General features: G+C 55.4%; 9 protein-coding genes. 5 read left to right on the top strand and 4 right to left on the bottom strand.

Annotation, left to right across the window (positions count from 1 at the left end; genetic code table 11):
- Window positions 1-56: 56 nt before the first annotated feature.
- Window positions 57-1,103 (bottom strand): rod shape-determining protein, encoded by a 1,047-nt coding sequence (locus ABWV33_RS07850; protein WP_113825372.1) that lies wholly within the window; start codon window positions 1,101-1,103, stop codon window positions 57-59.
- 331 nt (window positions 1,104-1,434) lie between these two features.
- Between ABWV33_RS07850 and ABWV33_RS07845 the strand changes: the two genes are divergently transcribed.
- Entirely contained in the window at window positions 1,435-2,331 is an 897-nt protein-coding gene (locus tag ABWV33_RS07845; RefSeq protein ID WP_353329892.1) for a sterol desaturase family protein, read from the top strand.
- 18 nt (window positions 2,332-2,349) lie between these two features.
- Window positions 2,350-2,844 carry a DUF2141 domain-containing protein gene (locus ABWV33_RS07840; protein ID WP_353329890.1) on the top strand — a complete coding sequence of 165 codons (495 nt, stop codon included), beginning with the start codon at window positions 2,350-2,352 and terminating at the stop codon, window positions 2,842-2,844.
- Between the two features lie 73 nt (window positions 2,845-2,917).
- Here the strand turns inward: ABWV33_RS07840 and ABWV33_RS07835 are convergent, their stop codons facing one another.
- Together ABWV33_RS07835 and ABWV33_RS07830 are read right to left on the bottom strand one after the other, a co-directional pair.
- Window positions 2,918-4,492, bottom strand: coding sequence for a 2-isopropylmalate synthase (locus tag ABWV33_RS07835; RefSeq protein ID WP_113825369.1), 1,575 nt, complete (start codon window positions 4,490-4,492; stop codon window positions 2,918-2,920).
- Between the two features lie 256 nt (window positions 4,493-4,748).
- The gene (locus ABWV33_RS07830; protein ID WP_353329888.1) at window positions 4,749-6,158 is read right to left on the bottom strand and encodes an MORN repeat-containing protein; all 1,410 of its coding nucleotides are present in this window, start codon (window positions 6,156-6,158) and stop codon (window positions 4,749-4,751) included.
- A gap of 156 nt (window positions 6,159-6,314) precedes the next feature.
- Here ABWV33_RS07830 and ABWV33_RS07825 point away from each other — a divergent pair, with 156 nt between their 5' ends.
- Together ABWV33_RS07825 and ABWV33_RS07820 are read left to right on the top strand one after the other, a co-directional pair.
- A complete protein-coding gene (locus ABWV33_RS07825) occupies window positions 6,315-7,973 on the top strand; it encodes an NAD+ synthase (RefSeq protein ID WP_353329886.1) in 1,659 nt (552 codons plus the stop codon).
- Between the two features lie 39 nt (window positions 7,974-8,012).
- Window positions 8,013-9,344 carry an NAD(P)/FAD-dependent oxidoreductase gene (locus ABWV33_RS07820; protein ID WP_353329884.1) on the top strand — a complete coding sequence of 444 codons (1,332 nt, stop codon included), beginning with the start codon at window positions 8,013-8,015 and terminating at the stop codon, window positions 9,342-9,344.
- Window positions 9,345-9,360: 16 nt separating this feature from the next.
- On the opposite strand, the gene ABWV33_RS07815 is transcribed toward ABWV33_RS07820, so the two are convergent.
- Window positions 9,361-10,293, bottom strand: a complete 933-nt coding sequence (locus tag ABWV33_RS07815; protein ID WP_113825365.1) for an MBL fold metallo-hydrolase — start codon at window positions 10,291-10,293, stop codon at window positions 9,361-9,363.
- A gap of 198 nt (window positions 10,294-10,491) precedes the next feature.
- Between ABWV33_RS07815 and gltX the strand changes: the two genes are divergently transcribed.
- Window positions 10,492-11,817, top strand: a complete 1,326-nt coding sequence (gene gltX / locus ABWV33_RS07810; RefSeq protein WP_113825364.1) for a glutamate--tRNA ligase — start codon at window positions 10,492-10,494, stop codon at window positions 11,815-11,817.
- Window positions 11,818-11,831 lie beyond the last annotated feature (14 nt).

Genomic DNA, 11,831 nt, shown 5'->3' with positions numbered 1-11,831 from the left:
CGGGTCTAGGCACGCAGGTGCCTATGTTTTGACCAGGTGCTCTAAAATTGCGTGCCTTAGCTGTCGTAGTCAATCGCGTGGCGAAGTTGCTTTTCGTACTCCAACGCTTTGCCGGTGCCCAGAGCCACACAATTCAAACTTTCGTCAGCGATCGAGACGGCCAGGCCAGTTGATTCACGCAGGGCCAGATCCAGATCACCCAACAGCGCGCCACCACCAGTCAGCATAACACCCCGGTCGACAATATCTGCCGCCAGATCAGGCGGAGTGGTTTCCAGCGCGGTCATGACAGCTTCGCAAATTTGCTGAACAGGCTCGGCCAGAGCTTCGGCAACCTGCGCTTGGCTGATTTCGATTTCCTTGGGAACGCCGTTCAACAGATCGCGACCACGAATTTGCATTGATTGGCCGCGCCCGTCATCGGGCATGCGTGCGGTACCGATCGAGGTCTTGATGCGTTCGGCGGTTGATTCCCCAACCAGCAGGTTCTGTTGACGACGCAGGTAAGAAATGATCGCCTCATCCATGCGGTCGCCACCAACCCGGACAGAACGGGCATAAACAATATCGCCAAGCGACAGAACCGCGACTTCGGTTGTTCCGCCGCCGATATCGACAACCATGTTCCCGGTGGGGTCGGTTATCGGCATGCCTGCGCCAATTGCAGCGGCAATTGGTTCGGCAATCAGGCCGGCGCGACGGGCGCCTGCAGACAGAACCGACTGGCGAATCGCTCTTTTTTCGACAGGGGTTGCGCCATGCGGGACGCAGACGATGATCTTGGGCTTGGAAAAGGTCGACCGTTTGTGCACCTTGCGAATAAAATGCTTGATCATTTCTTCGGCCGTGTCGAAATCAGCGATAACGCCTTCGCGCATCGGGCGGATGGCCTCGATGGAACCGGGGGTCCGGCCCAACATCAATTTCGCATCTTCACCAACGGCCAAGACCTTTTTGACGCCGTCCTTGACGTGATAGGCCACCACCGACGGTTCAGACAGAATGACACCGCGCCCTTTGACATAAACCAGCGTATTCGCCGTTCCGAGGTCGATTGCCATGTCCGATGTGAACAAGCCGCCAAGATTTCCAAACCACGACATATACGCATTTTCCTGTTGAGAACTGCCATTTGGTCCTGCGACTCTCATAAGGCGCTGGACCCCCGTCTTATAGTCGGCAGGAGGGGAGGGGGGAAGGGTCGAATCTGCGGAAACAGCGCGTTTCCGCCCTTTCATTGTAATACGGGCTTCAGAGAGCACGAGAAAACGCTGGTGTACCTTGGTTTTTTGGGCTGCTTTGAGTGTTTGCCTAAAAGTGCGCCGAACTGACCGAGGGAATAACCAAATATTCCTTGCGTTGTTGCATTCTGGTGAAGGGGTGCTATTTAATCTGTCAAGATAGACAATAAACTTCTGAAAAGATGAGGTCCAGATGGAATTCTTGAATCGCCACATCAGCGATTTTCAACTCAATCACTGGGAAACCTTGGTTGATGATTGGTTCTTTGTGTTTGCGCTTGCGTTCCTTGCATTTGAGTTGATCCGGTATGCGGTTGGCAAAAAGTTAAATTGGGAAATGACAGGGGACACTGTAACCAATTTCGTTACCCTCGCATTTTTTATCGGGATCACCTTTGTCTTTATGGGGGCGTTCTACGTCGGGGCCTATGTTTGGGCTTCGCAGTTTGCTGTGTTTGATATCCCAACCACTTGGGCGTCCTTCCTGATCGTGCTGGTCCTTGCTGATCTCGCCTATTACTGGGAACACCGGATTTTGCATCGGATCAACTTTCTCTGGGCAACGCACTCGGTGCATCATAGTTCGCCGTTCTTCAATATTTCGGTGGCTTATCGGCACGGTCCCCTTGATGGATTCTGGCCGTTGTTCTTTCATCTGCCGTTGGTTTTACTGGGCTTCAATCCCTTCATGGTTCTGGTCGTGGAGCTGCTGGTTCAGCTGTATCAGACTGCGTTGCATACCGAAGTTGTTGGCAAGCTGTGGAAGCCGATCGAATGGATTATGAACACGCCCTCGCACCACCGGGTTCACCACGGGTCGAACCGCAAGTATCTGGATAAAAACTATGCTGGCATTTTCATCATCTGGGACCGGATGTTCGGCACCTTTGCTGAAGAAAAGGAAGAGGTCGTGTATGGTCTGGTCACGCCGATCAATTCGGTAAACCCCTTTGTGGCCTTCTTTCACGGGTTCCAACGTCTCGCAGTGGATGTTTGGAAAATGCCTGGGTTCGGGAACAAAATGGGGGTGATCTTTGGCCCTCCGGGATGGCGCCCAAAGAAAAAAACCTCCGCTTCATCCGCGAAATAAGACCTGAGGATCTGACAGATGCCATCTTATTCCAAACGCATCGCCGCAGCCTTTGCCACCGCAGTTCTTTTTGTGGGCGGGGCTTGGGTTGCGTCGCAAGTCAAAACGGACATCCCCGTGGCAACGGCCTCGTCTACGGGCACACAGTCCGATGATGGGTTGGTCATTAACATGCATGGGGCCCGCAATGACACCGGCAAGCTGATTGTCATGGCTTTTGACCAACAAGAGTCGTTTGACAGGATGGATATCCAGCGGGCTGCCAGCTATGTCGAGCTTCCGGCTAAAACGACCTCTCAGCGGGTGGATTTCCCGGACCTGAACAATGCCTATTATTCAGTCATCGCGTTTCATGACGAAAATGGGGATTACCAATTGAACTATGACGCAAATGGGGTGCCTACCGAAGGGTACGCTGTATCTGGGATGAACGATCTCGAGAGTGATCCGGTCTTTTACTATTCACTGATCGAGCCCGGGCGCCGTGTTGATTTAAGTTTGTTTTATTGGTGATCTCACCAACTTGAGATGTAAAAAGGGCGGCCTGAGATCAAGCCGCCCTACTTTATTGTACCGTGATCAGCGATCAGGTTGCGTCTTTGTACGAGATTTCGCGCGTATCAATGCCTGGGCCCGTTTTTTCCCGGCGCACGATTAACCGGTTCAGCGCTTTGACATAGGCCTTGGCCGAGGCAAGCACTGTGTCTGTATCTGCCGATTCACCGGTGGCAATCACACCATCTTCTTCCAGACGCACGGTGACGGTTGCCTGCGCATCTGTGCCTTCGGTGACCGCATGGACTTGATACAGCTGAAGCCGTGCCTTGTTGGGGTGCAGAACGCGGATCGCTTTGAAGGTTGCATCAACGGGCCCATCGCCGTGTTCTGTCGCGATGACATCTTTGCCGTCGATTTCCATCTCAACCGTCGATTCTGCCGGGCCACCTGTGCCACAGACAACCTTCATCGACACGATCTGCAGGGCATCATTTCCTGCGTCTTCCCCGGTCCGCATCAAGGCAACGATGTCGTCGTCGAACACCTCTTTCTTGCGATCCGCCAAATCTTTGAAGCGAACAAAAATGTCCTTGAGCTGGTTGTCGCCAACCTCGTGGCCGAGAGTGTTCAGCTTGTCCCGCAACGCGGCGCGCCCTGAGTGCTTACCAAGGGGGAGGGATGTGCCAGAAAGGCCCACGTCCTCGGGACGCATGATCTCGAATGTTTCTTTGTTCTTGAGCATGCCATCCTGATGGATGCCAGATTCATGGGCAAAGGCATTTTTACCAACAATGGCTTTGTTGAACTGCACCGGGAAACCAGACACGGTCGCCACACGACGTGAGATGTGCATGATCTTTTTGGTGTCCACGCCCGTGTGCCAAGGCATGATGTCGTTGCGCACCTTGAGGGCCATAACGACCTCTTCGAGCGCAGTATTGCCTGCGCGCTCACCCAAGCCGTTGATGGTGCATTCGATCTGACGTGCGCCGCCGGCAACAGCCGCCAAAGAGTTCGCAGTCGCCATGCCAAGGTCGTTGTGACAATGGGTGGCAAAAATCACTTCATCCGCACCGGGAACCGTTTCGATCAATTTCTTGATCAGATCGGCCGATTCCACAGGGGCGGTATAGCCCACGGTATCCGGGATGTTGATCGTTGTTGCGCCTGCTTTGATCGCAATCTCTATTACGCGACACAGATAGTCCCATTCGGTCCGGGTGGCATCCATCGGAGACCACTGCACATTGTCGCAAAGGTTGCGGGCGTGGGTGACCGTATCATGGATCTTGTCAGCCATCTCATCCATGGTGAGATTTGGAATGGCGCGGTGCAGGGCCGAGGTGCCGATAAAGGTGTGAATGCGGTTCTTTTCCGCGTGCTTCACCGCGTCCCAACACCGGTCGATGTCAGCAAAGTTCGCGCGCGCAAGGCCACAGATGCGGCTGTTCTTAGAGTTCCGTGCGATCTCTGATACGGCGTTGAAATCGCCCTCAGACGCGATAGGGAAACCAGCCTCGATAATATCGACGCCCATTTCATCCAAAAGCCCGGCAATCTCGAGCTTTTCATCATGTGTCATCGTGGCACCGGGGCTTTGTTCGCCGTCACGGAGCGTGGTGTCAAAGATCAAGACGCGGTCTTGGTCAAATGCATTGGTCATTTTGTGGGTCACTTTCGTATCTGTCCTAAAGCCGTTTGGTGCGATGGCTATCTCCTCTGAGCGGACGCACCGGATGGCACGCTCAGAGGCGAGTTAGGATCAGTAGGCCGCGCAGAGCTGCGCTGCGCAGGGCAGCGGGCGATGCAATGATATGTGCGCGGTTCAACATAAGACGATTTTATACATGCGTTTGTGGGAATGGAAAGGGTGAATTTTCAATCTCCACCCTTCGATTGCGCGTTTGGGAAAGGCGGGATTATCCGTCCGAGGGGCTGTCGGATTTCAGCGCGCCGTTTTCCCAGTCACCTTTTTCCTGTGAGCCGCTGGCGTATCGCATCGTGCCTTCGCCCTGACGCTTGCCATTACGGAAATTACCCTCGTAAACATCGCCATTTGCATAGGTCGCGACACCGGTGCCGCTGATTTTTCCGTTTTGCCAAGCACCTGCGTATTTGAACCCATCGGACATCACGATTTCGCCCTGTCCTTCGCGTTGACCTCTGACATATTGGCCTGTGTATATGGCGCCGTCAGGATAAGTGGCTTTGCCCGTTCCGTGACGCAGGCCATCTTGCCAATCCCCTTCGTAGCGATACCCATCCGCATAGGTCATGACGCCTGTGCCGTGGTTCTTGGCGTTCTTGAAGTCGCCTTTGTAAACGATGCCGTTTGCGTAGATCGCTGTTCCCGTGCCATCGATGACACCCGCGACCCATTCACCCTCATAGCTTGAATTGTCGGGATAGGTGATCTTGCCGGTTCCATCCGCCAAATCCGCCCGAAAGCTGCCGGTGTAGACAGATCCGTCTGGGTAGGTGACGGTTCCTTGGCCTTCGATTTGGCCTGCAACCCAATTGCCGGTGTAGAGATAGCCATCAGTCCCGGTGAACGTGCCCTGACCATCACGCCGATCGTCGGTAAAGGCCCCTTCGTAAATGTCCCCGTTGGCATAAACCACGCGCCCTTGGCCTTCGCGGCGGCCTGCGATCAGCTCACCTTCGTAGACATCTCCGTTGGCTTGGGTCAGGCGGCCAGTGCCGTTGATCTGACCATCCGCCCAAAAACCGACATAGATCAGCCCGTCAGGCAGGGCGAGGGTACCTTCCCCGTGGCGCTGACCTGCTAGGATTTCACCGTCGTACTGCGCCCCGTCAGGGTAGGAAATCTTACCGACACCTTGCTTTTGACCATCGACCCAATCGCCGTCGTAAATATATCCGCCGGGGCTTTGCATGACGCCTTTGCCATGATGCTGCGCGTTTTGGAAACCGCCTTCGTAACGGACTCCGTTGGCATAGATGGCGGTGCCTTGGCCATTGATGACGCCATTGGCCCATTCCCCGTCATAGGTGCCGCCGTCTGAAAAGGTAATCTTGCCGATGCCTTCGGGTTTGCCTTTGGAAAACTCACCCTCATAGATCGAGCCGTTGGGGAAGCGCGCCACACCGCGTCCTTTGATCTCTCCGTCGGTCCAGTTGCCGGTGTATTCATAGCCGTTGGGCAAACGGTAGGTCCCGGTCCCGTGCTGCAAACCGCCGCGAAACGTACCTTCGTACACGCCGCCGATGTCATCCTGAGTGGTCAGAACCTGATCGGTTTGGGCCTGCGCAGTGCTGGCTACGGCCAAAGTCGACGCAATTGCGATCGTCTTGCGGATCTTGTTCATGAGTGCCTCAGTCTGCCCAATTTGCCGCAACATTGCGGTCGGTAACGTAAAATTAGGACAGGTGAGCGCGCGGAGCAACGTCTTTTGATGGGTTTGTCTGTTCCTTGCGGGGGTATCTGCTAAATGAGATGGGAAAGAGCGGGACAAGAGGGCAGAATGGCGGAACAATTTCGGATTACTTTGGCGCAACTGAACCCGGTTGTGGGGGATTTGACAGGAAATGCGGCCAAGGCTCGCGAGGCTTGGGAGCAAGGGCGCTCGGCAAAGGCCGATCTGGTCGCTTTACCCGAGATGTTCATCACCGGATACAACACGCAGGATCTGGTCCGTAAACCTGCGTTTCAACAGGCCGCGATGGCTGAAATTCAGGCGCTTGCAGTCGCGTGTTCTGATGGTCCGGCCTTGGCTATTGGTGCGCCTTGGGTCGAACAGGGCAAGCTGTTCAATGCCTATCTCAACCTTCAGAGGGGGCAGATTTCGGCGCAGGTTCTAAAGCATCATTTGCCCAATGAAGCTGTGTTTGACGAAGTGCGTGTGTTTGAATCCGGCCCGATGAGTGGACCCTATGTCGTTGGCGGTGTGCGGATCGGTAGCCCGATTTGTGAGGACGCCTGGCACGAAGACGTTGTGGAAACGCAAGCGGAAACCGGGGCAGAGTTTTTGCTCATCCCGAACGGGTCGCCATATTATCGCGGTAAAGCGGATGCGCGGCTGAATCAGATGGTGTCGCGGGTGGTCGAAACGGGTCTGCCGCTGATCTATTTGAACATGGTTGGCGGGCAGGATGACCAGGTTTTTGATGGCGGCAGTTTTGCGCTGAACCCGGGGGGGGCTTTGGCCTTGCGGATGCCACTGTTCGACGAGACGGTCAGCCATGTTGATCTTGAGCGTGGCTCTGATGGGTGGCGCATTGTGCCCGGCGAAATTGCGCCACACCCCGATGATTGGGAGCAGGATTATCGCGTCATGGTGCAGTCCTTGCGCGACTACGCGGCCAAAGCGGGATTTCAAAAGGTTCTGTTGGGCTTGTCTGGCGGCGTCGATTCGGCACTTGTGGCGACCATCGCTGTGGATGCTTTGGGGGCCGACAATGTGCGGTGTGTCATGTTGCCCTCAGAGTTTACGTCGCAAAATTCCCTGAACGATGCCGAAGCTGTCGCCAAGGCGCTGGGTGTTTCGTACGATTTGGTGCCGATTTCGTACGGTCGCGCCGCGATCACGCAGACTTTGGCGCCACTTTTCGAGGGGCTTGCGCCGGGGCTGGCCGAGGAAAACATTCAATCGCGATTGCGTGGACTTTTGTTGATGGCGATGTCCAACAAGTTTGGGGAAATGCTGCTAACCACCGGCAATAAATCCGAAGTCGCAGTGGGGTATGCGACGATTTACGGCGATATGGCGGGCGGGTATAACCCGATCAAAGACCTGTATAAAACGCGGGTGTTTGAAACCTGCCGGTGGCGCAATGCCAATCATCGCAATTGGATGATGGGACCGGCGGGCACGGTGATCCCTACATCCGTCATCGATAAGCCGCCCAGTGCTGAGTTGCGCGAAGATCAGAAAGACAGCGACAGTTTGCCTGACTATCCTGAGCTGGATGCGATTTTGAATATTCTGGTGGATCAGGACGGGTCTATTGCGGATTGCGTCGCGGCTGGTTTTGATCGTGCAACGGCAAAGCAGATCGAACATCTGATCTACATCAGCGAGCACAAACGCTTTCAATCGGCCCCCGGCGCGCGGTTGACGGATCGGGCCTTTTGGTTGGACCGCAGGTATCCGATTGTGAACCGATGGCGAGATCCGAACTAAGGGCTGGACGCCTTTGATAACTCGTGGTTCGGTGCGCATATGCCCGGACCTACACCCACCCCGTTTCATTCTGATGTAACTGTTCCCACGCAGGTTGATGTTGTTGTCATCGGTGGGGGGATCATCGGCGTTTCAACCGCGTTAGAGCTGGCTGAGCGCGGACGATCTGTTCTGTTGTGCGAAAAAGGGGACATCGGGGCCGAACAGAGTTCACGAAACTGGGGATGGGTGCGCCTTGGGATGCGCGATCCACGCGAAATTCCGTTGATGGTCGAAGCCATCCGTTTGTGGAAGGGTCTTGATGCCCGGATCGGTCGGACGACCGGATATACCCAATCAGGCATTGCGTTCGGGGCTTCGGGCGCGCGAGATGCAGACAATCTTGAACGTTGGTCGCAGAATTTGAATGGCTATCAATCTGGCGCGTGGATGGTTGCGGACACGGATTTGCAAGCGCTGTTGCCCCAGCATGCAGTCCCGTTGGAGTGCGCGTTTCACATGCCCCAAGATGGACGGGCAGAACCGCAGCTGGCGGCCCCGGCGATTGCTGAAGGTGCCCGTGATCGTGGCGCGACAATTCTGACGCTATGCGCGGTTCGCAGTGTCGAAAGCAAAGCAGGTAAGGTTACCGGAGTCGTGACAGAACGCGGCCGGGTCAGGTGTGATCAGGTGGTGCTGGCAGGCGGTGCGTGGTCTCGGTTGTTTGCCGGGAATGCAGGGATCGAGCTGCCACAGCTCAAAGTCATGAATTCGGTTTTGCGCACGTCGCCAGTAGAAGACGGCCCCGAGGTTGCGCTGTGGTCGGATGACTTTGCGATCCGCAAGCGGGCGGATGGGGGGTATTCCATTGCGTCGGGGCATGAAAATACGGTTGATCTGGTGCCCGATAGTTTTCGGCTGGCACAGGCTTTTTTGCCGGCATTTCGACAAGAATGGAGGTCGCTGCGGTTCCGGCTGACCAAGCGGTGGTCTGTTGAGTCTGCTGAGCGCCGAAAATGGAGCCCCGATGATGTGACACCGTTCGAAGCCTGTCGCATTCTGGACCCGGTACCATCAGAAAAGGCGATCCAAAATGCTTGGAAAACCGCGCGTGCGGGTTTTCCTGTGTTGCAGGGGGCTAAGATACTCCAGACGTGGGCTGGCATGATAGACGTCACGCCGGATGCTATTCCTGTCATGTCAGAAATCGACAGCTTGCCAGGACTGTTCATTGCGACGGGGTTTTCAGGGCACGGATTTGGGATCGGACCCGGGGCAGGGCGGCTGATGGCCGATCTGGTGATGGGGGCGGCCCCAATCGTAGATCCTTATGAGTTTCGCTTTTCTCGGTTTAGCGATGGCTCCCGGGTTGCGCCGAACCCGGGATATTAAGCGTGTCAGTGAATGGTCACGACATCATCTGATAGCTGACCGGCACATAGCGGAACCCGTCACCGCGGCCTTCGACAAACCCGGCGGCTGGAAATGGCATGTGATACCCAATCATCGGCACTTTATCCGCTGCAAGCATACCAAGGATCTTGCGACGCGACGCGGCAGCATCTTCGGGGGATGCGTCAAAGCTAAAGGCCCAATCCGGGCGGGCGAAACTCCAGACATAGTGGTTGGCGACGTCGGCTGTCAGCACCAGCTGTCGCCCACCGCTTTCCAGCATGTAACACATGTGGCCGGGCGTATGGCCAAAGCTGGACACCGCTGTAATACCCGATGCAACACTGCCACCATCGTCAAGAAAACTCATCTTTTCGGCCAGTGGTTTCACCAGATTTGTCACCATGTCCCCGACACGATTTCCAGCGTCCATTTTTGACCAGAAATTGTACTCGGTTGACCCCGTCACATATTTGGCATTTGCAAAGGTCGGTTTGCCATCGGTCATCAAGCCGCCAATGTGATCGGGATGCATGTGCGTGATCACAACAGTATCAATCGCGTCAGGAGAAACACCAGCAGCAGCTAGAGCCTTGGGTAAACCACCTTGACCGAGACCAGTATCAAAGAGGATCAATTCGGACCCGGTATCGATAAGTGTTGGGGTGAAGTAAAACTGAAGCGTGTCATGTGGAATGAAGTTTTCTTCAGATACCTGAGCAAACTCCTCATCTGTGGCAGCTGCCCCAAACATTGGCTTGGGCCCTTCGCGCATCGCGCTGCCGTCTAGCAACGTTGTAACGCTCATCTCACCCAGCTTGAAATTGTGGGCGATTGGGGCGTGAACGCCGGAGCTATGTGCTGCGGCTAAAAGCGGGGTCGTTGCCGCAGCCAAAGGCAAAGCTGCCGCCCCGGTTAAGGCGGCTCGACGGGTTAGGTTGAAGGTCATGGATGGTTTCCTCTCTAATGCGTCTCAAAAAAGGGAACTAGTGCGAATGAACGCTGTGGCCAGTTTCTTTTCGTAGAGTTAACCTATCAGACTTTTGGATGAGATATTTGGTTAACGCACTGCAGTAGATGTCTAAGCGGCCTTTTGCTGGACAAAACGCCCCCCATATGACATGTGCCGCCGCAACAGGAGACACCCATGACAACCACTCGTTTTGCCCCGTCGCCCACCGGTTACATACACGTGGGCAACCTGCGCACCGCGCTGATGAACTATCTTATCGCTCGTAAAGCAGGCGGCACGTTTATTCTTAGGATCGATGATACCGACCCTGTACGGTCCAAAGAAGAATATGTTGATGCCATCAAGCAAGACCTTGAATGGCTGGGCCTGCATTGGGACAAGGTCGAGCGTCAATCAGAGCGTTTGGACCAGTATGCCGAAGCGGCTGACAAGCTGCGCGAGATGGGCCGGTTTTATGAGGCCTTTGAAACGCCGACCGAGTTGGACCTGAAGCGTAAGAAGCAACTGAATATGGGCAAACCACCGGTTTATGACCGCGCGGCGCTCAACCTGTCAGCGGACGAACGGGAAGCGTTGCGTGCGGAGCGTGGCAACGGTGTTTGGCGGTTCAAGCTGGATCACGAGCGGATCGAGTGGAACGATGGCGTTCTCGGCGATATCTCGATTGATGCGGCATCAGTGTCTGATCCGGTTCTGATCCGTGGCGACGGTCAGGTGCTGTACACGATTGCGTCGGTTGTTGATGACACCGAAATGGGCGTGACCAATGTTGTGCGAGGATCGGATCACGTGACCAACACGGCAACGCAGATCCAGATCATCAAGGCCTTGGGCGGAACCTGCCCGGACTTTGCGCATCACTCGTTGCTGACAGGTCCGCAGGGCGAGGCATTGTCCAAGCGTTTGGGGACATTGGCCTTGCGCGATTTGCGTGAAGCCGGCGTTCAGCCGTTTGCCTTGCTAAGCCTGATGGCGCGTCTTGGATCGTCTGATCCGGTTGAGTTGCGTACTGACATGTCCGAGCTGGTTGATGGTTTTGATATTGAACGTTTCGGGGCGGCACCAACCAAATTTGACGTGCAGGATCTGTATCCGCTGACGGCACATTATCTGCAAACCCTGCCTTTGGCGGATGTGGCTGATACCGTGGCAAACGTGGGAGTGCCCGCTGAGCTGGCCGAAGATTTCTGGTTGATGGCACGCGGCAACATTACCACCTTGAAAGATCTGGGCGGATGGTGGGAGCTGTGCCGAGACGGTGCAGAACCCATGATTGACGACGATGATCGTGCGTTCATTGCTGAAGCAATGGCATTGTTGCCCGAAGGATCGTTGGACGGCGACACTTGGGGCACCTGGACGAAGGCTGTGAAAGAGGCCACTGGCCGCAAAGGCAAGGGTCTGTTCATGCCGCTGCGCAAGGCGCTGACCGGGCAAGAACGCGGACCAGAAATGGCAACATTGCTGCCCTTGCTGCAGGTTATTCGCGCCAAGGGCTAAACGCTTTGGAGTGT

This window comes from Phaeobacter sp. NW0010-22 (assembly GCF_040365955.1).
Classification (GTDB): Bacteria; Pseudomonadota; Alphaproteobacteria; order Rhodobacterales; family Rhodobacteraceae; genus OMPR01.
Note: the sequence above shows the minus strand (reverse complement) of the source record. Positions and strands in the feature narration are given on the sequence as shown.

What these genes read in the sequence shown, in the direction of transcription:
- ABWV33_RS07850 (WP_113825372.1), bottom strand. Translation starts at nt 1,103, where the DNA reads ATGTCGTGGTTTGGAAATCTTGGCGGCTTGTTCACATCGGACATGGCA.
- ABWV33_RS07845 (WP_353329892.1), top strand. Translation starts at nt 1,435, where the DNA reads ATGGAATTCTTGAATCGCCACATCAGCGATTTTCAACTCAATCACTGG.
- ABWV33_RS07840 (WP_353329890.1), top strand. Translation starts at nt 2,350, where the DNA reads ATGCCATCTTATTCCAAACGCATCGCCGCAGCCTTTGCCACCGCAGTT.
- ABWV33_RS07835 (WP_113825369.1), bottom strand. Translation starts at nt 4,492, where the DNA reads ATGACCAATGCATTTGACCAAGACCGCGTCTTGATCTTTGACACCACG.
- ABWV33_RS07830 (WP_353329888.1), bottom strand. Translation starts at nt 6,158, where the DNA reads ATGAACAAGATCCGCAAGACGATCGCAATTGCGTCGACTTTGGCCGTA.
- ABWV33_RS07825 (WP_353329886.1), top strand. Translation starts at nt 6,315, where the DNA reads ATGGCGGAACAATTTCGGATTACTTTGGCGCAACTGAACCCGGTTGTG.
- ABWV33_RS07820 (WP_353329884.1), top strand. Translation starts at nt 8,013, where the DNA reads ATGCCCGGACCTACACCCACCCCGTTTCATTCTGATGTAACTGTTCCC.
- ABWV33_RS07815 (WP_113825365.1), bottom strand. Translation starts at nt 10,293, where the DNA reads ATGACCTTCAACCTAACCCGTCGAGCCGCCTTAACCGGGGCGGCAGCT.
- gltX (WP_113825364.1), top strand. Translation starts at nt 10,492, where the DNA reads ATGACAACCACTCGTTTTGCCCCGTCGCCCACCGGTTACATACACGTG.